Raw genomic sequence first — 18,679 nt, 5'->3', positions numbered from 1 at the left:
AGCCGCCTCCGGCCGGTCAGATTCCGGTCCAGGCGGAGTCGAGTCGCTCGGCCACGTCGATGATCTGGGCCTGCTGGGACTGCGGGTTCTCGATCTCGTCGGCTACGTAATGTGCGATGAAGCGCCGGATCTCGCCGTCGACACCGGCGAAGATCCGCAACAACTCACCGCGAATCGAGGTCGATGACACCTCAACGGTGATGTCGGACGGCCGGGGTTTGGGCACATCGATGATCAGCAGCAACGGCTGGGCGGCACGGGCGGTGGCACGCAGCGCGATCTCACCGGCGACGGTGAAGCGCTGCTTATCCAGGCGCAGATCGATGAGCAGGTCGATCTCCAACGGTATGTGGATGGCGAACGTGAGTTCCTCGCCCAGACCGCGTGCCACCCGGGGCTGCTGAATGCGCACTCGGGCACTGACCCGCGCGATGCCGCCTGGCCCCTGACGCATGGGGGGCATGTCGAATTCGTCGCCGGCGATAGCGGCGAACGCTGCAGCCACTCGCTCTTCGGTGACCGCGATCTCGAAGAACTTGCGCCCGAACTCCTCGTAAGTCAGGTAACTGTGGTTCTGCATAGGTTGATACGGTCTCATGTCCTTGTCGGAGACGGGCGCTGATCGAGGTGCGCGTCGCTGCCCTCTTCGCCGGAGACCACCCCACGGCTGCTCAGATGCTCGATCAGCGGGGCCACCCCGGCGACGAGATGCTCGACCATCGCGGTACGGGCCAGCGCCTGATCATGCGCTGCAAGCGCGGCGAGCACTCGCCGATGATCCCGCATCGAGCGCTCCGGCCATCCGGTGATCCCCGGGAAGACCGACTCGGGTGCATACCGGGTTATCTGGGACATCATCTGGGCAAGCTTGGGTGAGTGCGCCGCCACGTTGATCGCCCGGTGGAACTCGTGGTTGAGCCGCACGGTCTGGTTCTCGTCGTCTCCGGCGTAGGCCCGCTCCAGCTGGGATTGGATCTCCTCGAGCTCGGCCAGCTGCTCATCGGTGATCCCCACGGCAGCCCGCGCAGCCAACTCACCACCGACGAACGCCTGGACATCGGCGACGTCGGCCAGATCACGCCTCGTCACCGAAACCACCATGAATCCGCGGTGGGGCTGCTGCACCAGTAGACCTTCGGCGCGCAGCTCCAGCAGGGCCTCACGCACCGGGGTGACGCTGATACCCAACTCCGTTGCCAGCTGGTCCAATCGGACGTATGAGCCCGCGGCGTAGCCGCCGTCGAAGATCCGTTGGCGCACGAATCGCGCGACGGCCTCCGACAGTTGCGGCCGGGTGGTGAAGTCGGGGACAGACATGGACTCAGATCCGGTAGTCGGCCAGCAGGCGCTTACTGATGATCTGCTTCTGGATTTCGCTGGTGCCCTCGCCGATCAACAGGAACGGAGCGTCACGCATCAAGCGCTCGATTTCGTATTCCTTCGAGTAGCCGTAGCCGCCGTGGATACGGAAGCTCTGCTGAGTGACCTCGTTGCAGTACTCACTGGCCAGGTATTTCGCCATGCCCGCGGCCAGGTCATTGCGTTCGCCGGAGTCCTTCAGCCGAGCTGCGTTGACGACCATCAGGTGCGCGGCCTCCACCTTGGTCGCCATTTCGGCGAGCCCGAACGCGACGGCCTGATGCTCGGCGATCGGCTTACCGAAGGTGTTGCGCTGCTGGGCGTATCGGGCTGCGAGCTCGAAGGCGCGGATTCCCACCCCGCAGGCGCGGGCCGCCACATTGACCCGGCCAACCTCGATGCCGTCCATCATCTGATAGAAGCCGCGGCCGGTGGCTCCACCCAGGACATCGGCCGCACCGGCCCGGTAATCGTCGAAGATCATCTCGGTGGTGTCGATACCTTTATATCCGAGCTTGTCGATCTTGCCCGGGATGGTGAGCCCCTGGACGACTTCACCGAATCCGGTGGGTTTCTCGACCAGGAACGCAGTCATATTGCGGTGCGGGGTGTCTGCCCCCTCGTCGGTGTGGACCAACACCGCCACCAGGCTCGAGGTGGCACCGTTGGTGAGCCACATCTTCTGACCGTTGATGAGGAAGTCGCCGTCGGCGGTGCGGGTGGCCCGGGTGCGGATCGCGGCGACGTCGGAGCCCAGTTCGGGTTCGGACATCGAGAACGCCCCGCGCACATCCCCGGTCGCCATCGCCGGCAGGTAACGCTGCTTCTGTTCGTCGGTGCCGTGCTGGCGCAGCATGTAGGCGACGATGAAATGGGTGTTGATCACCCCGGAGATGCTCATCCAGCCGCGCGCGAGCTCCTCGACGCACAATGCGTAGGTGAGCAGTGACTCCCCCAGCCCGCCGTATTCCTCGGGAATCATCAAGCCGAAGAGACCCAGATTCGCCATACCGTCGACGATCGGTTGCGGGTAGGCATCGGCACGCTCGAATTCGGCGGCCTGCGGGATCACCTCTTTGTCGACGAACGCCCGCACCGCCGCGATGATCTCGGTCTGGCTCTCGGTCAGTCCCAACGTCTGGCACAGTCTGGTCATTCGACGACCCTTTCGAATACGGCGGCCAGTCCCTGGCCGCCTCCGATGCACATGGTTTCCAGTCCGTAGCGCGCTTGGCGGCGGTGCAGCTCTCGCGCCAGTGTCGCCAGCATCCGGCCGCCGGTGGCGCCCACCGGATGCCCCAGTGAGATTCCCGAGCCGTGCACGTTGGTCCGCTCCCGGTCCGCGGCGCCGAATCTCCACTCCGCCATGACCGCCAGTGCCTGAGCGGCGAACGCTTCGTTCAGCTCGATCAGGTCGATGTCGGACCAGGTGAGGCCGGCTCGCTGCAGGGCGGCATCGGTGGCGGGCACCGGGCCGATGCCCATGACTTCGGGCCGCACCCCGGCCAGGCCCCAGGACACCAGGCGGACCAGCGGGGTCAGGCCGAGCTGCTGCGCCTTGTCCCGGGTGGTCACCACGCACATGGAGGCGGCGTCGTTCTGACCGCTGGAATTGCCTGCGGTGACGGTGGCCTCTGGATCGGTCTTGCCCAGAACCGGTCTGAGCGCGGCCAGCGACTCCACTGTGGTGTCGGCCCGGGGATGTTCGTCGGTGTCGATCCGCTGCTCGCCTGCGCGGGAGCGCACCGTGACACCGATGATCTCCTCGGCGAGGAGCCCACTGCGCTGCGCTGCCACCGCACGCTGGTGCGAGGCGACGGCGAGTTCGTCCTGTTCGGCGCGAGAGATGCGGTACTGCCGGCGCAGGTTCTCGGCGGTCTCCAGCATTCCGCCGGGCACCGGGTGGTGCCTCCCGCCCGCCGTGGTCCGGCCGCGTGCCAAGCCGTCGTGTACCCGGACTCCGCCGCGGGCCCCGCCCCAGCGCATGTCGGTGGAGTAGAACGTCACATTGCTCATGCTCTCCGCGCCGCCGGCGATCACCACGTCGTGCGCGCCGCTGCCGACCTGTAGGCAGGCCTGGATCACCGCCTGCAGCCCCGAGCCGCAGCGACGGTCCACCTGCATACCTGGCACCGTCACCGGCAGACCCGAATCCAGCGCGACGACCCGTCCGATCGCGGGGGCCTCACTACTGGGATAACAGTGCCCCAGCACGACGTCGTCGATGGCCTCGGCGGGCAGTCCGGTGCGCTCCAGCAGGCCCGTCAGGGCGGCGACGCCGAGGTCGACGGCGGTCAGCGATGCGAACATGCCGCCGTAGCGGCCGATGGGCGTCCGAATCGGTTCGCAGATGACGGTTTCCCGCAGGCTCACAGGTGTCGACCGCCGGTCACCTCGAGCACGGTGCCTGTCATATAAGAGGACATGTCGCAGGCCAGGAACAGTGCGACGGCAGCCACCTCGTCGGGCTCGCCCGCGCGACCCATGGGCACCTCGGCGACTTTCGAATCCCAGATCCGCTGTGGCATAGCCTCTGTCATCGCCGAACGGATCAGTCCAGGCTGGATCGCGTTGACGCGGACCCCGAGGTAGGCCAACTCCTTACTGGCGGCCTTGGTCATGCCGACGATGCCGGCCTTGGCGGCCGAATAGTTGGTCTGCCCGAGCATGCCGACCTTGCCGGATATAGAGGACATGTTCACGATCGCGCCACTCTTGCGTTCACGCATGATCGCCGCGGCCGCGCGGAGTCCGTTCCACGTTCCCTTGAGGTGTACCGCGATCACCTTGTCGAAGTCGTCTTCGGTCATCTTGCGCATGGTGGCGTCGCGCGTGATACCGGCGTTGTTGACCATGATGTCCAGGCCGCCGAACCGCTCAACGGCGGCCGCCACCAACGCGTCGACGTCAGCGGCCACGGTGACGTCGGTGCGCACCGCCACCGCAACGTCCGCGCCGAGGCGCGACGCCGCGGCCTCGGTGGCCTCGTGGTTCAGATCGCCCAGCACCACGCGGGCGCCCTCGGCGACGAAGCGTTGCGCGATGGCGAAGCCCAGCCCCTGCGCGCCGCCGGTGATCACCGCCGTCCGCCCATTCAGTAGTGCCATCGCCACAACCGTCCTCTGTGTCGTGCCCGCCCATGGTCGGACGACATCATATTTCATATATGATTTGGCGGCCAGTGCCGAAAGGGGCCGTGTCATGACGATCGAATCTGTCGACGACGACGTCTTCGCCGAGATCCTGTCCCAGACCCGCCGGTTTGTGCGGACCGTGGTGGTACCGCGTGAGCAAGAGATCCTCGACACCGATCGGGTGCCCGAGGATCTCCGCCAAGCCGCCAAAGATCTGGGCCTGTTCGGGTACGCGATCCCCCAGCAGTGGGGCGGCCTCGGCCTCGACCTCACCCAGGATGTCGAGCTGGCGATGGAATTGGGCTACACCTGCCCCTCAGTGCGGTCCATGTTCGGCACCAACAACGGGATCGCCGGGCAGGTGCTCGTGGGTTTCGGCACCGACGAACAGAAGGAGCGCTGGCTGGGGCCCATCGCCGCCGGCGCGGTCGCCTCCTTCGCGCTCACCGAGCCCGGTGCGGGCTCCAATCCCGCGGGGCTGCGCACCAAGGCCGTGCGCGAGGGCTCCGGCGAAGACGAAGTCTGGGTGCTCGACGGCCAGAAGCGGTTCATCACCAACGCTCCCCTGGCCGACCTGTTTGTGGTGTTCGCCCGCACCCGGCCCGCCGACGAGCGTGGCGCCGGTATCGCGGTGTTTCTGGTACCGGCGGAGACGGCCGGGGTCGAGGTCGGGGCCAAGGACGCCAAGATGGGCCAGGAGGGCGCCGCCACCGCCGATGTCACGTTCACCGGGGTGCGACTGCCTGCCGCCGCCTTGGTCGGCGGCAGCGAGGACATCGGCTATCGGGCCGCGATGACCTCACTGGCCCGGGGCCGCGTCCATATCGCGGCCCTGGCGGTGGGCGCTGCGCAGCGCGCCCTGGACGAGTCGGTGAGCTATGCCGCCACGGCCACCCAAGGCGGCAGCGTCATCGGAGACTTCCAACTGGTGCAGGCCATGCTCGCCGACCAGCAGACCGGGGTGATGGCGGGCCAGGCCCTGGTTCGCGATGCCGCCCGGAAATGGGTGCGCAACGAGGACCGGCGGATCGCGCCGTCGGTGGCCAAGGTGTTCTGCACCGAGATGGCCGGAAAGGTCGCCGACCTGGCGGTGCAGATCCACGGCGGCAGCGGCTATATTCGCGGCGTGCCGGTGGAGCGCATCTACCGTGACGTGCGCCTACTGCGGCTTTACGAGGGCACCAGCGAGATCCAGCGGCTGATCATCGGCTCAAATCTGATCAAAAACGCCAAGCGCACACTGTAAGCAGCGTCACTTTTTGCGCCGCCAAGCTGCGTGGCAATTTCTGTCGAAACCGGCGTCGAGGGAGACCTGCGGCACGCCCATTGATCAGGCAATTTGATAGGAATAATGCGAATTTGTGACCGTTGAATACCGCCTGAACAAACACATACGTGGCGTCTACCAGCACTTACGGAAATAGATTGACCCTCTCCGCGCATTTTCATCGGTCTACCTGGCGTTTTTCGACTGAACGTTATGTTTGACAACATGAATATCAAACGTGATGCGTGCCACAGATTTTGGTAAGTGCAGTTAGCCATTGTTAACGTGCCTGGTCATGTTTGGTCTAGAAGCTCTGATGGCGCTCATCCAGCAGGTTTCGGGCACCCCGTACATCGTTGGTGGGAACACTCCCGCCGGTACGGATTGCTCGGGTCTGGCCTCCTGGGTGTCCAACGTCGCCAGCGGCCGGCCGGCCTTCAGCGGCCGGTTCCACACCGCCAACGAAGAGTCAGCATTGCTGGCCCGCGGTTTCCGCTACGGCACCGCACCCAACGCCGTGGTGGTGGGCTGGAACAGCCACCACACCGCAGTCACCCTGCCCGACGGCACGCCCGTGGCCAGCGGTGAGCCCGGCGGCGTGAGGATCGGCGGCGGCGGCGCCTACCAGTCGCAGTTCACCCACCACATGTACCTGCCCATGGAAGCCGAGGCTCTCCCCGAGGGCGCCCCGGTGGAGTTCGCCGCCATGGTGGAGCCGGGTCCCCCGCCCGCCGAACCGATGGCTGAGCCCATGGCCTTCGAGCCGGCCCCCGCTCCCCTGGACGCGCCGCCGTTCGAGGTCCCGCCGATCGAGCCCCCGCTGGAGGCCCCGATCGACGTGCCGGCCGGTGAGGCGCCCCCGATGGACGCCCCTCCGCTCGATGAGGCCCCGGCCCAGCCCGGTCCGGCGCCCGCCGATCACGAGGAGCCGGCACCGGCCTAGCGGCCGCGGCGCGCCAGCAGCCACGCCAAGCCGTCTGTGTCACCTTCGGCTATCACCGCCAGGCCGGCGAATGCCGTGCGTAGTTCGCCCGGGGCGGCCCGGAATCGTCCCGAGCCGCCGGTCACCTGACTCAGGGCGGTGACTGCCAGCAGGCCTCCCGGGGCCAGCCGGGCGGCCATCGGCGCATCCAGTCGCTGGTCGCGGAACCGGGCGCAGTAGACGACATCGGCGGCCGGTCCATCCGGTAGCCCGTCGTCAAGGTCTGAGACCTCGAAGTGGCACCGGTCGCCAAGACCGCTGTCCCTGGCGCGGTGGCGGGCCTGCTCGATGGCTACCGGCGAGACATCGCACCCCAGCACCTGCAGACCCCGTTGCGCCAGCCAGAGCGCCCCGGCGCCGCGCCCGCAGGCGATATCGAGCGCGTGACCGGTGACCGGAAACTCATCGGTGTACGGGGCGAACACCGCGGCCGGTCCGATTGCAGCCGGTTCCTGCGTCGCGTGCTGCGCGTACCGCGCATCCCAGCGGTTGCGGTCCTCGGCGCTCATCGGATGGACGATACTGCTGGGGTGAAACTACGCCCCTCGATCGCCGTGCTGCTGTTTGTGCTCGGCGGCGCGGCCGGTCTGATCGGTGACCACTCCCACGTCGTCACCGGCACCACCGAATACCTGCAGCCGTCGCGGATCATTCCGTTCATCTGGAGCAGTCCGCTGTACTTCCCGATCCTGGTCGGATCGGCGACCGTCTTCCTGGCTGAACTGCGGCTGCTGCTGCCCGCTCCGCGGAGCACCGTCACCGTCCGTCAGGGGGTGGCCGGGCTGGCCGCCGTGCTGGGCAGCTACGTCGTCACCGCCATGCTGCACACCGCGCCGGTGGTTCCGTTGACGACATTGATCTGCGCGTTCGCTGTGCTCACCTACTGCGCGTTGGGTGATCGTCCGGCGATCCTGTGCGGCGCGGTGATCGCGATCATCGGTCCGGCCGTCGAAGTCGGCATCGCCGCGGCAGGACACTTCCGCTACGCCCCGGGTTCCGACGGGTTGTTCGGGGTCGCGCCCTGGCTGGTGCCGCTGTACTTCGCCTTCGGGGTCGTCGCGGCGCTCTTCGGCGAGATCGCCGCCTCAGCGCGGCAGCCGGCCGAGTAGAGCCGGGCACGCCCGGAGTGGACACCGTGGCACCGGTCACGCTGGGCGGCTACCCGGCGAAACGATGTGCCCGCGTGACACACAACGAGTTCGCCCCGGGAGCCGTTGAGGCCGTACCTCTTCCCCCGGACTTGGCGGCGCTGCGCAGCGCCGGCATCGAATTCGAGGCGTACGTTCTCGAGGAGCTCCGGTCACGCTACGGCGCATCCGGCCGACTGTTGCTGCTGGAGGCCGACACCGGCTGGGCCGAGCGACAGCGACGCACCGTTGCGGCGATGACGGCCGGTGTCGAGGTGATCGCCGGCGGGCGCCTACCGGAGATCAACGGGCGAAAGGGCCTGCCCGATGTGTTGATCCGCCATCGGGATGGCTACCTGCCCGTCGACATCAAGAACCACCGGACGGTCGCCGGGGCCAAACGTTCAGCGGTGGAGATCGCCACGTTGACGGAACCGGATCGGTGGCAGGCACATCCCGGCCACAGCGATCGCGGCGCGCGCTGGCGGGACGATGTCATGCAGCTGGCCCACTACACCCGGATGCTGCAGGACTTGGGCTTTCACTGCGGGGTCGACCGCGGTGGGATCATCGGCAGCTCCGACCTCACCGCCCTGCTCGGCGAGGCTCTCGGTATCACTTGGTATGACCTGGGCGCCGAAAGCATCGTGACGTACTCGGCCAGCGATCCCACGCACCGCAGACCGCGCTCGGCCCTGCAACGCTACGACCATGAGTTCGCGTTCCGTCTGGAGGTTGCTGCGGCCGCGGCGGCAGGACGAGAACTGGTCCGTCCCTACCACATCAGCGACTGCGGCACCTGCGCGTGGTTCGACCACTGCGCCACCGTCGCCGGCGAGGACGACGCATCGTTTGCGTTGACCGCAGGCCACCTCACGATCCGCGAGTGGCAGTACCTTTACCGGCACTGCGGCGAGGGGACGACGCTGAGCATCGCACAGCTGGCAGCGGTCGACGTGGACGCACACATCGAGGATTTCCGCGACCAGTCGGTCGGTACCAAGATGCCGCGCGAGCGGCTGGCTAACGCTGTTCGTCGCGCCAGGATGACCTGGGCCGGAGTTGATTTCGAACCACACGACGCCTGCGTCCCGACGGTCCCGTGCGCCGATATCGAGATCGACTTCGACATCGAGTGGGATGGCCAGGGCCGGATCTACCAGTGGGGCCTGCGGGTTCGCGACGGCCAAGATGACACCACCGCGCGCTATGCGCCGGTGGTCTCCTTCGATCCGCTCGATGAAGATCGCGAGGCCCAACTGGCCGCCGAATTCGCCACGCGGATCCAGCAGTTGCGCGGCGACGCTGCCCGGGACGGCAAGTCGATACAGATATTCCATTGGCACCATCCGGAGATCTCCAGCACGCGCCGATTCTCCGACGTGCAGCAGGCGCTCGATGGGCTCACCTATGACTTGCGGAAGTGGTTCGACGCGACCTTCTTTTCCCGCACTTCATCGTCGATCAAACAGGTGGCCGGTTTCTTCGGTTTCCAGTGGAAGGTCGAGGATCCAGGCGGCCTGGCTTCCCAGGGTGCGATCGACGCTGCACGGGGCAATGGCCCGCAGTCCGAGGCCGCCCGACAGTGGTGTCTGAGCTACAACGAGTGCGACGTCGCGGCTCAGGCCGCCATTCGCGACGGGGTGCGCCGCCACCTCCGCTGAGGAGTTTCAGCCTTGGGTCTTCACCGTGGGACAGATGTTGGTGCGGGCCGCCTCCACCACCTCGCCGGCGGTGGGTTTGGGGATCTGTAGGTAGACCGCCACCTGATCGACGATGAGGCTGGTCGGGTGCTTCGGGAATTCCAGGCACGCGGTCCGACCCGCGGCCAGCCGGCGGGCCTCGGTCCCCGGCGGGAACTTCGCGCGGATGGCGTTCAGATAGGCCATCTCAGCGGGACTGGGATAGGTCGACTGTTGCTCGGCGCACCGCAGGATGTCCGGGCTGTTGCCGCAGTAGTCGGGGTCACGGGGATTGAGCGGGTCAGCCTGAGCCGATGACGCGGCCGCGATCAGCCCGGCCAGCACACCTGCGGCAAGTGCCGCCCCGAGTGCGGTTGATTTCACGTCCAGCGCCTTTCTTCTCGCCGGTTGACGCTAGCAGCAATAGCGGTGTGATCGGTGGGACTTTCCGGGCCGGGTCGAACCGTGCCGTCGCCCCCGGGCCGTAGCATCACCGGTATGCGTTGGCCCCTCGGATTGACCGCACCCCTGGCCGCCGCCGGTATTGCAACGGGCGCACTGCTGGGTGCGGCCACCGCATCCGCAAACGACGCCGGGTTCATGGCCTATCTCAATTCCCATGGCTACACAGCCCGCTACGCCGATGACGCGCCGATCACCGAACCCAGTGTCCGGGCACTGGGACACATGATCTGCGAGAACCTGCACGTCGGGCGGACTGTCGAGATGCAGGCGCCCTATTACCCGGCATGGCCGCAGTTCCCCCTGATCGCCGAGGCAGCCCGCCAGGAGCTGTGCCCCGGTTCCTAGACGCCGCACCGGCCGGCGGTTGATGAGAAAGGCGACTCGGTGACCCCACAACAGCCGCAACGCCGAGGTCAGGATCTGCTGTTCGATCCGCTCACCACCAAGGGCACCGCATTCAGCCAGGACGAGCGCCGGGAGCTGGGCCTGTTGGGTCTGCTGCCGGTTGCGGTGAAGACGATCGCCGAACAGGTCGCGCACACCTACGCCGAGTTCTCCAACCGGCGCGATGATCTGGACAAGCACAGCTACCTGCGCGCTCTGCAGGACCGCAATGAGACGTTGTTCTACCGGCTGCTCAGTGACCACATCGAGGAGATGCTGCCGATCGTCTATACCCCGACGGTGGGCGACGCGTGCCGGCAGTTCAGCGAGATCTACCGGCGGCCGCGTGGACTGTTCGTGTCCTACCCGGATCGCGATCGGCTACGGGAAGTGCTGCGCAACCGTTGGGAACACCAGGTCGATGTCATCGTCGTGACCGACGGACAGCGCATCCTGGGCCTGGGCGACCAGGGCATCGGCGGCATGGGCATTCCGATCGGCAAGCTGTCGCTCTACACCCTGATCGGCGGAATCGATCCGGCCCGCACCTTGCCGATCATTCTCGATGTCGGCACCGACAACGTCGAACTGCTCCACGATCCGCAATACCTGGGGTGGCGTCACCGCCGGATCAGCGACGAGGAGTACTACGCCTTCGTCGACGACTTCGTCGCGGTGGTGCGCGAGGAAATGCCGGAGGTCCTGCTGCAGTGGGAGGACTTTGCCACCGTGCATGCGCTGCCACTGCTGAATCGCTACCGGGACCGGATGCTGACATTCAACGACGACATCCAGGGCACCGCAGCCGTGGCCCTGGGCGCGCTGCACGGTGCTGTCCGCGCCGCGGGACGCCCGCTGTCCCAGCAACAGGTGGTGATGCTCGGCGCCGGTTCGGCGGGCATCGGCGTGCTGGAGATGATCCGGCAACAGATGGTCGCCGAAGGCCTCTCCGACGCGCAGGCCGCCGAGCGGATCTGGGCGATCGACATCAATGGGTTGCTGACCGACGACCGCGACGACCTGTCCGAGAGCCAGCGCCGATTCGCCCAATCCGCGTCGCGGGTGTCGGGCTGGGACGCCCGCGGCCTGGCCGATGTGGTGCACCACGTCGATGTGGGGATCTTGCTGGGCCTGTCGACGGTGGCCGGTGCGTTCACCGAAAGCATCGTTCGGGAGCTGGCGGCCAAGACCGACCGGCCGATCATCTTCCCGCTGTCCAATCCCACCAGCCGAGCCGAGGCGCACCCGGCAGAGCTGGACGAGTGGACCGGCGGGCGTGCCCTGATCGCCACCGGGTCGCCCTTCCCCCCGATCCCGCACGGCCAGCGCAGCCGCCGCGTCGCGCAGTGCAACAACGTATATATCTTCCCGGCGATCGGACTGGCGGTCACCGCCGCACGCGCCTCGCGCGTCACCGATGCCATGATGCGTGCTGCCGCCACCACGCTCGGCGACGCCTCCCCCGCGCTGACCGACGCCGACCAGCCGCTGCTGCCCGCGTTCGCGGACCTGCCCGAGATCACCACCCGGATCGCCACCGCGGTCGCCATCCAGGCGGTGCGTGACGGCGTGGCACCGGCGGCCTCCGATGAGGAGGTCGCCGAGACCGTCCGGCGGGCCCGCTGGACCCCGGAGTACCGGACTCGGTAGCCGCGCGAAACCACCGGTCCCGCGCCAACCGGCGTCAAGTCACTACAGTTCTCTTGGTGGACGGACGAAAGATCGCCAGGTTCTGCGGTCGCAGCCTGGCCATTCTGACGTCGTTGGCTATCTCCGGTGCCCTCATCTATGCCCAGAGCAGCAACGATGCGGCGCCCAAACCCACCGAGACCCCGCAGGCGGCACCGTCCTCGCCACCGGCCCAGCCCAGCGGGGGTATGCGGATCGCCAACCCCGCCGAGGCTGCGGCGCTGGCGGCCAGCGTGCCGATGCCCACCGAAGGTCAGCAGTTCACCTTCCCGCTGCCCCCCGGCGCGGCCCCGGAGAACGGGCTGCAGGTCAAGACCATCTGGGCGGCCCGCACCATCGGCGTGCTGTTTCAGGAGATCACGACCATCTACGGCTACCGCCAGGACCCGCTGCGATGGCATCCCGACGGGCTGGCCATCGACGTGATGATCCCCGACTATCACAGTGAGGCCGGGATTCTGCTCGGCGACCAGATCGCCGGTTACGCGCTGGCCAACGCTCAGCGCTGGGGTGTCAACCATGTCATCTGGCGGCAGAAGATCTACCCGGGCGTCGGTGGCGGTAACTGGACGTCGGACTACGGCAATGAGACGGCCAACCACTACGACCATGTTCATATCGCCACCGATGGCGGCGGCTACCCCACCGGACAGGAGACGTACTACATCTCCTCGATGAGCCCGCCGCCGAAGGATTGAGCGTTAGTTCGACCCGGGCGCCACGGCGGGCCGAAAGAACCGAACTTCTCGAACGTGTGTTCTAATGCAGGGCGAGACCGCCTGCCGCCGCGCGGGCGATGATTGAGCAAGGAGTTCGCCGCAACATGACTGCCCCCACGATCGCCGCGCAAGCCCCGACGACCGACCCCGACTCGTCGATGGACGCCGTCACGCAGGCACCGACGGCCCCCGAGGCTCCCGCCGCCCCTGCGGCTCTGGTCGCCCCCGAGACCAAGGAGCCGGTCAAGAAGTCAGCCGGCAAGAAATCCAAGACCCTCGAGCTGACCCTGACGGTCACCGGGACCGCCGACGGCGAATGGCATGCCGAGATCAAGCAGGGCAGCAGCTACCTGGTGCGCAATCTTGAGGTGGCTGCCGCGGCGGTGTCGCGCGCCGCCAAGGAATTGCATGAGGAGCTGTTCGCACCGATCGAGGCGTTGATGGCCGAGGCCCGCTCCCAGCACGCGGCTCGGGTGGCCGCACTGGAGGCCGAACTCGAAGCCGCTCGGAAAGCCTTGGCAGACTTGGACTGAGGGCCGCCGCTCACTGGTGCGCGAGCCAATCCAGGAACTCGTCGGCGGTGTAGACCGGTTTGCCGTATTCCTGGGCTTTGCGGGCCTTTCCGGACTGCGTGCCCGCCTCGGCGATCACCAGCACCTCGCAGCGGGTCTTGGTCACCGAACGCACCGGCGCCAGGCCGGCTGCGGTGGCGCGTCGCTCCATCTCGTCACGCTCCACGATGCGGCCGCAATCGTCGACGGCGGTTCCGGTGAAGCAGATGCGGGCGCCGGGGACCAGCACCGCGTCGATAGCACCGGCCATCGGCGAGCACTCCAGGCCGGCCACCAGATCGCCGGCACCCAAGGCCCCCAGCGCCGCCCGCAACCTGCCCAATACCACCTCCGGTAGCTGGGCCTGACCGGCCGCGACCAGCAGCTGGTCGGCTGCGCCCTGGCGAGCTGCCTGCTCCCAACTGGATTCCCCGGCTACCGAGACCTGATCGGCGGCGGCGACGCCCAGCAGGATGGCGCCGAGGTCCCGGCTGACGCGGAGCAACGCGGACAGGGCCGGAAGATGTTCTGCGGCTGGGGTGGTGACGTCGGGATCGCGACTGAGCAGGATGCCCGCCAGCTCGCCGGTCTGCTCGGGGTCATCAAACGGCGACGAGCCGGCATCCAGGTCGACGGCGTCGAGGCGTTCCAGCGCGGCCCGGGCACGCTGCAGGGCGGTGGCCGCGGTCGCGCCCCGCCCCCGGCGCTGCAGACCCAGGGGCATCGGAACCACCTGGCCTAGGCGCTTGAGTTCGTAGTCGATCAGCCCGAGCGTCTCATCCACGTTGGGGCCCACCGGGGTGCAGCCGGCCAGCATCGGCGCGATCACGGCCCAGGCCTGCGCCAGCGTGGGCGCCAGCAGCACGTCGGCCACCCCGATCCCATACGCCTGGCGCGCATCGGCCAGATCCCGCTGCGGGTTGATCAGGGTCGAGAGGGCAGTACCGTCGTCGAATGCCACCGCCAGCTCCACCGGCCGCGGCCGCGACATCCGGCCCTCCTCACCGACGGTGAGCAGTCCGATCGCGCAGTATCGGCGGGAATGATCACCGGCAGATGCGGCACGCAGGAACCGGGCGATCCGGCGGTCGACCTTCAGATCCTTAGGCAGCACAGGGCGTTTGAGCACCAGACCCGCCAGGGACGTGCAGCGGCTCAGCGCCACATACAGCTGGCCGGTGGAGAACATGCCCCCGGACAGATCCACCACCAACCTGTCCAGGGTCTGGCCCTGGCTCTTGTGAATGGTGATGGCCCAGGCCAGTTTGAACGGCAACTGGGTGAACGTGCCGACGACCTCGCGCTGCAGGGTTGACCCCTCGACCATCGGGCGGGTGGCCTCCCAGGTGAACGGGGTCACCGCGGCGATGTCACCGTTGGGGAACTCGACTTCGACCACCGCCCCGTAGCGGTCATAGCCCACTCCCAGAACACGCCCGATCGAGCCGTTCACCCACCGTTCGGCCTGATCGTTGTTGAGCATCATCACCTGGGCGCCGACCTTGAACCGCAGGTCGTCGTCCAGGGGCTTGTCGAACAGGGACAGGTCACCGGATTCGGTCGCTCGGTGCACCATCTCCTCGCCGGGCAACCGCTCGAGCTGCTGGCGGTTGCGCGCAGTCACCAGCCTGTTGGTGGGCGCCAGTGTCAGCCAGAACTCGCCGTCGGGCGGCACGAACTCGGGGTCCACCCGGGCATCCAGTTGCTGCTTGGCGTGTCCGAGCAACACTCCTTCACGAATCTCGTTGAGAATCGCGGTCATCCGGTCGTCGCCGAGCTGGCGGAACACCGTGGTCAGCGACACGCTCGGGAAATCGTCCCGGCGAAACGTGTTCGCCGAAAAGAAGTACGGGGTGTCATAGCTCGTCGCGAAGTAGTGCCGCTCCCCCTCGGCGACCACCGGCGGCAGCTGATACAGGTCGCCCACCAGCACCACCTGGACACCACCGAACGGTGTGCCGGGTTGCGGACCGAAGCGCTGCAATGCCGCCGCGATCATGTCGAACACGTCGGCGCGCACCATCGACGCCTCGTCGATGATGAGGGTCTGCAGCTTGGCGAGGGTCGTGGTGAACCGACCGGGCCGGTATTGGCCGCCGAGGACATCGGCCAGCGTCGTGGTGGGCCGAAATCCGAACAGCCGGTGGATGGTGTGCCCGTCGACGTTGAGGGCGGCGATCCCGGTGGGCGCCACCACCACTACGTTGCGGTCGGTGGTGGCCAGGAAGTGGCGGATGAGCGTGGACTTGCCGGTGCCGGCCTTGCCGGTCAGGAAGAGGTGCCGACCTGCCTCCAGCAGCCCCAGGGCTTGCTGGAATTCTTCGGTCAGCACGATGGTCTTGCTGGCGGCCTCCACGGGGGAACCTTACTGGCGACTGGGCCGCCGACGATGACTCGCGCGGCTACAGTGACGCCATGGGAACGATTGCGCCGAACACCGATAAGCCCCGTTCCGAGCACCTGGCCGCGCTGCTGACTTCGCTGGTCGCGGTGATCATCGTGGCGACCCTCGGGGGGTATGCCTCCGCGGGTGCCGCGGCCAAATATGGCACGCTTGCCCAACCCTCTTGGGCGCCACCGAGTTACCTGTTCGGTCCGGTGTGGAGCGTGCTGTACCTACTGATGGCGGTCGCGGCCTGGCTGGTCTGGCGCGCCGATCCGCGGTGGACCAACCCCGCGATCATCGCCTACGCCGTACAGTTGGCCCTGAACCTGATCTGGTCGCCGCTGTTCTTCGGGCTCGGCTGGCGGGGCCTGGCCTTGGTCGACATTCTGGTGCTGGATTTGGCGGTCGCCGTCACCATCGCACTGTTCTGGAAGGTGCGGCGCCCCGCCGCCGTGATGCTGCTGCCGTATCTCGGGTGGATCCTGTTCGCGACCGCCCTGAACTACTCGGTGTGGTCGCTGAACAGCTGAACCGGGCGCTTGTATAACGCTACGCTGCGTAGTGTAATTGCGGAATGGATCGCACCGCACCGCAGGTCACCGAGTCCTTGAGCGCGGCGAGCGCGGACTACCAGCTCAACGAGCTCGGCTATTACGCCGTGACCCGGCACCCCGCGGATGCCCGCGTCGTCCTGCCCGAAGCCCGGGCCGCCGAGGCGCTGGGGCTGGGCTCCTGCCACATCGGGGAACGCTTTACCGTCAAAGACCCTGCGGTGCTCAGCGGTGCCGTGGCGGGCTGCAGCCAGAAATTGGGCATCGCCCCCTCGACCAATCACCACACCCGCCACCCGACGGTGACCGCGACGGTGGGTTCGACCATGCACGCCCTGACGGAGGGCCGCTTCGCCATGGCGTTCGGGCGCGGGATGGGTGGATATTGGCAGGCCATGGGACTGCCGACGGTGACCGCGGCCCGGCTGCGTGACTTCTTCGGCATTCTGCGCCGGCTCTGGGCCGGCGAGATGATCCTGGACCATGACGGCCCGGCCGGAAAATGGCCGATGCTGCGCCATGCCAACGGCCTGGGCGAAGGACCGCCGATCGGCCTGGTGGCGGTGGGCCCCAAGACCATGGAGCTGGCCGGCGAGATCGCCGATTTCGTGGTGCTGCACACGTTCTTCTCCGATCGCGCGACCGAGGCCTCGGTTGCAGCCGTGCGGCGCGGGGCCGAACGGGCGGGCCGCGATCCCGACAGCGTCCGCATCTGGGCGTGCCTGGCGACGGTGTGTGACTCGTTGTCCCCGGATGATCAGCTGCGTCGCGGGGTCGGACGGTTGGCAACCTACTTGCAGGCCTACCCCGACGTGCTGGTCTCGGCCAATGGCTGGGATCCGACCGTGTGGGACCGAATCCGCCAGTCGGAGCTGTTCACCGATGCCGCCACCGCCGGCCCGATCGACGCCAGTGCGTCCTTTGAGACGCTGCAGCGGCTGGCCGAGCTGATTCCGGCCGAGTGGTTAGCCGCGGCCGCAGCGGGATCGGCCCGTGCCTGCGCCGGCACCGTCGCCCGCCAGTTCGACCTCGGCGTGCATTCGGTGATCATGCATGGGGCCAGCCCCCACGAGCTGGAGCCCGTCGTGCAGGCCTACCGCGCCGACCGGCCGACACTGCCTCGGGCGGTGGCGGCGAATCCGGGCCGGTTCGCCTGAATCGAAGACCGCGGTCAGTCGACCTTGGGGCAGTAGAAGTGCGGGTCGTCGCGGTAGGCGACCGGCGGCAGGTTACGTGCCGGGGTCTGCACCAGGGGTGCGTCCACCGGGAGGCGACCGGAGGCCCGGTCCAGTGCCGAGCGCTTACGCGGATGCATCAACCACCGCTGCGGCGCGTGCTTGCCGACGAAGGTGATCACCTTGCACAGCGCGTCGTGCATGCGGGCCTGTCGCGGCGACCAGGTGTAGCCCATCAGTTCACGCACCGGCTCGTCATAGAGCGCCACCGTCATGAAGGTCAGGAATCGCTGCCCGACCTTGAGGTTCAGCTTCCACATCCAGTCCGGAATCCAGTTCAGCGACGGGTGCTTGGGCATGGTCGACAGATCCATGACCTCACGGGCCGCCCAGTTGTTCTCCAGGACGTTGCGGCACATGTGGTCCCAGTACTCTTCGAATTCTTCCCAGGTCTTGGGCACCGGGCGCATGCTCATGCCGTACATGCGGTACCACTCGACGTGCTCGTCGAAGAGCTGCCGCTTGTCGGCCTCGGTGAGTCCCCCGCCGAACTTCTCGGCAGCCAGCAGGGTCGACTTGAAGAAGGTCGAGTGCGCCCAGTAGAAGACGTCGGGGTTCAGCGCACTGTAGCGGCGCCCCTGCTCATCGACGCCGTTGAGGCCGATGTGGTAGTTGCGGATCTCTTCGCCGGTCTGCGGGGCGCGGTAGCCGTCGAACACCACGCCGCCGATCGGGTAGATCGAGCGCAGCAGGCGCGGGATGCGCTCGATGAAGAAGATCGAGTGGTCTTTGACGGCCGCGCCCAGTTGCGGATGCATGTTCTGCATGGAGCCGGCCCAGGTGCCCTGGAACAGGCCCGTCCACTGTCCGAAGTATTTCCAGGTCAAGGAGTCCGGGCCCAGTGGTACCGGGGGTGAGTCGTAGCCGCTGTTGCTGACGGGACAGCCCGCCGCGATCGGCGTCTGGTCGGCTGCCGGGCAGGTGTCCGACATTTCTTGACTCATGCGCGCGCACTCCCACGTCATCGTTGACCATATCTGACAACATGCGTTATCAGTATGGGAGTTTAGGGGCAGTCCGGATTCGGGTCAATCACCGCACGCGGGTCAAGAAAGGCCCTGAGGTTCTGTCGACTCAATACATGGTGTGCGGGTGGCCGCGGTGCCAGAATTCGATCGGGCGCACCCACGCCCACCTCGCGAATAGGG

The 18,679-nt window shown here is 67.3% G+C and carries 19 protein-coding genes; 10 read left to right on the top strand and 9 right to left on the bottom strand.

The features are described from left to right. Positions 1-16: 16 nt before the first annotated feature. The 5 genes from G6N09_RS17545 to fabG are packed head-to-tail and all read right to left on the bottom strand — an operon-like array spanning position 17 to position 4,466. A complete protein-coding gene (locus G6N09_RS17545) occupies positions 17-580 on the bottom strand; it encodes a hypothetical protein (protein ID WP_083022897.1) in 564 nt (187 codons plus the stop codon). A 14-nt stretch (positions 581-594) separates the two neighbouring features. Continuing rightward, on the bottom strand, positions 595-1,317 hold the full coding sequence (locus G6N09_RS17540) for a GntR family transcriptional regulator (protein WP_083022895.1): 723 nt from the start codon (positions 1,315-1,317) through the stop codon (positions 595-597). Between the two features lie 4 nt (positions 1,318-1,321). Beyond that, complete coding sequence (locus G6N09_RS17535) at positions 1,322-2,515, bottom strand: acyl-CoA dehydrogenase family protein (protein WP_083022894.1); 1,194 nt, start codon at positions 2,513-2,515, stop codon at positions 1,322-1,324. After that, the gene (locus G6N09_RS17530) at positions 2,512-3,726 is read right to left on the bottom strand and encodes an acetyl-CoA C-acetyltransferase (RefSeq protein ID WP_083023439.1); all 1,215 of its coding nucleotides are present in this window, start codon (positions 3,724-3,726) and stop codon (positions 2,512-2,514) included. The genes G6N09_RS17535 and G6N09_RS17530 overlap by 4 nt, the downstream gene beginning before the upstream one ends. 2 nt (positions 3,727-3,728) lie before the next feature. Beyond that, positions 3,729-4,466 carry a 3-oxoacyl-ACP reductase FabG gene (gene fabG / locus G6N09_RS17525; protein WP_083023436.1) on the bottom strand — a complete coding sequence of 246 codons (738 nt, stop codon included), beginning with the start codon at positions 4,464-4,466 and terminating at the stop codon, positions 3,729-3,731. 94 nt (positions 4,467-4,560) lie between these two features. On the opposite strand from fabG, the gene G6N09_RS17520 reads away from it, so the two are divergent. Together G6N09_RS17520 and G6N09_RS17515 are read left to right on the top strand one after the other, a co-directional pair. Further along, positions 4,561-5,739, top strand: coding sequence for an acyl-CoA dehydrogenase family protein (locus tag G6N09_RS17520; RefSeq protein ID WP_083022891.1), 1,179 nt, complete (start codon positions 4,561-4,563; stop codon positions 5,737-5,739). 316 nt (positions 5,740-6,055) lie between these two features. Beyond that, positions 6,056-6,703 carry a glycoside hydrolase gene (locus G6N09_RS17515; protein WP_083022889.1) on the top strand — a complete coding sequence of 216 codons (648 nt, stop codon included), beginning with the start codon at positions 6,056-6,058 and terminating at the stop codon, positions 6,701-6,703. Here the strand turns inward: G6N09_RS17515 and G6N09_RS17510 are convergent. Continuing rightward, positions 6,700-7,251, bottom strand: a complete 552-nt coding sequence (locus G6N09_RS17510; protein ID WP_083022887.1) for a class I SAM-dependent methyltransferase — start codon at positions 7,249-7,251, stop codon at positions 6,700-6,702. The two genes, G6N09_RS17515 and G6N09_RS17510, sit on opposite strands and share 4 nt — an antisense overlap. 21 nt (positions 7,252-7,272) lie before the next feature. Between G6N09_RS17510 and G6N09_RS17505 the strand changes: the two genes are divergently transcribed. Both G6N09_RS17505 and G6N09_RS17500 read left to right on the top strand, forming a co-directional pair. Continuing rightward, complete coding sequence (locus G6N09_RS17505; RefSeq protein WP_234806913.1) at positions 7,273-7,851, top strand: diacylglycerol-binding protein; 579 nt, start codon at positions 7,273-7,275, stop codon at positions 7,849-7,851. A gap of 74 nt (positions 7,852-7,925) precedes the next feature. Next, a complete protein-coding gene (locus G6N09_RS17500; RefSeq protein ID WP_234806912.1) occupies positions 7,926-9,533 on the top strand; it encodes a ribonuclease H-like domain-containing protein in 1,608 nt (535 codons plus the stop codon). A 6-nt stretch (positions 9,534-9,539) separates the two neighbouring features. Here G6N09_RS17500 and G6N09_RS17495 read toward each other — a convergent pair whose 3' ends face one another. Further along, positions 9,540-9,935 carry a hypothetical protein gene (locus tag G6N09_RS17495; RefSeq protein WP_083022882.1) on the bottom strand — a complete coding sequence of 132 codons (396 nt, stop codon included), beginning with the start codon at positions 9,933-9,935 and terminating at the stop codon, positions 9,540-9,542. Positions 9,936-10,049: 114 nt separating this feature from the next. On the opposite strand from G6N09_RS17495, the gene G6N09_RS17490 reads away from it, so the two are divergent. The 4 genes from G6N09_RS17490 to G6N09_RS17475 all read left to right on the top strand — a co-directional run bounded on the left by G6N09_RS17490 (position 10,050) and on the right by G6N09_RS17475 (position 13,341). Further along, positions 10,050-10,361 (top strand): DUF732 domain-containing protein, encoded by a 312-nt coding sequence (locus G6N09_RS17490; RefSeq protein ID WP_083022880.1) that lies wholly within the window; start codon positions 10,050-10,052, stop codon positions 10,359-10,361. A gap of 39 nt (positions 10,362-10,400) precedes the next feature. Then, positions 10,401-12,050 carry an NAD-dependent malic enzyme gene (locus G6N09_RS17485; RefSeq protein ID WP_083022878.1) on the top strand — a complete coding sequence of 550 codons (1,650 nt, stop codon included), beginning with the start codon at positions 10,401-10,403 and terminating at the stop codon, positions 12,048-12,050. 53 nt (positions 12,051-12,103) lie between these two features. Continuing rightward, positions 12,104-12,787: a VldE C-terminal domain-containing protein gene (locus tag G6N09_RS17480; RefSeq protein WP_275985430.1), complete on the top strand. Its 684-nt coding sequence runs from the start codon at positions 12,104-12,106 to the stop codon at positions 12,785-12,787. A 125-nt stretch (positions 12,788-12,912) separates the two neighbouring features. Then, positions 12,913-13,341 carry a DUF6319 family protein gene (locus tag G6N09_RS17475; RefSeq protein ID WP_083022874.1) on the top strand — a complete coding sequence of 143 codons (429 nt, stop codon included), beginning with the start codon at positions 12,913-12,915 and terminating at the stop codon, positions 13,339-13,341. 10 nt (positions 13,342-13,351) lie between these two features. On the opposite strand, the gene G6N09_RS17470 is transcribed toward G6N09_RS17475, so the two are convergent. Beyond that, positions 13,352-15,715, bottom strand: a complete 2,364-nt coding sequence (locus G6N09_RS17470; RefSeq protein WP_234806911.1) for an AAA family ATPase — start codon at positions 15,713-15,715, stop codon at positions 13,352-13,354. Between the two features lie 59 nt (positions 15,716-15,774). Here G6N09_RS17470 and G6N09_RS17465 point away from each other — a divergent pair, with 59 nt between their 5' ends. Continuing rightward, positions 15,775-16,275, top strand: coding sequence for a TspO/MBR family protein (locus G6N09_RS17465; protein ID WP_083022873.1), 501 nt, complete (start codon positions 15,775-15,777; stop codon positions 16,273-16,275). 44 nt (positions 16,276-16,319) lie between these two features. After that, positions 16,320-17,453: a TIGR03857 family LLM class F420-dependent oxidoreductase gene (locus tag G6N09_RS17460; RefSeq protein WP_083022872.1), complete on the top strand. Its 1,134-nt coding sequence runs from the start codon at positions 16,320-16,322 to the stop codon at positions 17,451-17,453. A gap of 14 nt (positions 17,454-17,467) precedes the next feature. On the opposite strand, the gene G6N09_RS17455 is transcribed toward G6N09_RS17460, so the two are convergent. Continuing rightward, entirely contained in the window at positions 17,468-18,475 is a 1,008-nt protein-coding gene (locus G6N09_RS17455; RefSeq protein WP_083022871.1) for an oxygenase MpaB family protein, read from the bottom strand. Positions 18,476-18,679: the final 204 nt, after the last annotated feature.

Origin of the sequence: Mycolicibacter minnesotensis (assembly GCF_010731755.1) — a bacterium.
Lineage (GTDB): Bacteria > Actinomycetota > Actinomycetes > Mycobacteriales > Mycobacteriaceae > Mycobacterium > Mycobacterium minnesotense.
The sequence above is the reverse complement of the archived record's forward strand: the minus strand, read 5'-3'. Positions and strand labels throughout refer to the sequence as shown.

What these genes read in the sequence shown, in the direction of transcription:
- G6N09_RS17545 (WP_083022897.1), bottom strand. Translation starts at nt 580, where the DNA reads ATGCAGAACCACAGTTACCTGACTTACGAGGAGTTCGGGCGCAAGTTC.
- G6N09_RS17540 (WP_083022895.1), bottom strand. Translation starts at nt 1,317, where the DNA reads ATGTCTGTCCCCGACTTCACCACCCGGCCGCAACTGTCGGAGGCCGTC.
- G6N09_RS17535 (WP_083022894.1), bottom strand. Translation starts at nt 2,515, where the DNA reads ATGACCAGACTGTGCCAGACGTTGGGACTGACCGAGAGCCAGACCGAG.
- fabG (WP_083023436.1), bottom strand. Translation starts at nt 4,466, where the DNA reads ATGGCACTACTGAATGGGCGGACGGCGGTGATCACCGGCGGCGCGCAG.
- G6N09_RS17520 (WP_083022891.1), top strand. Translation starts at nt 4,561, where the DNA reads ATGACGATCGAATCTGTCGACGACGACGTCTTCGCCGAGATCCTGTCC.
- G6N09_RS17515 (WP_083022889.1), top strand. Translation starts at nt 6,056, where the DNA reads ATGTTTGGTCTAGAAGCTCTGATGGCGCTCATCCAGCAGGTTTCGGGC.
- G6N09_RS17510 (WP_083022887.1), bottom strand. Translation starts at nt 7,251, where the DNA reads ATGAGCGCCGAGGACCGCAACCGCTGGGATGCGCGGTACGCGCAGCAC.
- G6N09_RS17490 (WP_083022880.1), top strand. Translation starts at nt 10,050, where the DNA reads ATGCGTTGGCCCCTCGGATTGACCGCACCCCTGGCCGCCGCCGGTATT.
- G6N09_RS17475 (WP_083022874.1), top strand. Translation starts at nt 12,913, where the DNA reads ATGACTGCCCCCACGATCGCCGCGCAAGCCCCGACGACCGACCCCGAC.
- G6N09_RS17465 (WP_083022873.1), top strand. Translation starts at nt 15,775, where the DNA reads ATGGGAACGATTGCGCCGAACACCGATAAGCCCCGTTCCGAGCACCTG.
- G6N09_RS17460 (WP_083022872.1), top strand. Translation starts at nt 16,320, where the DNA reads ATGGATCGCACCGCACCGCAGGTCACCGAGTCCTTGAGCGCGGCGAGC.
- G6N09_RS17455 (WP_083022871.1), bottom strand. Translation starts at nt 18,475, where the DNA reads ATGAGTCAAGAAATGTCGGACACCTGCCCGGCAGCCGACCAGACGCCG.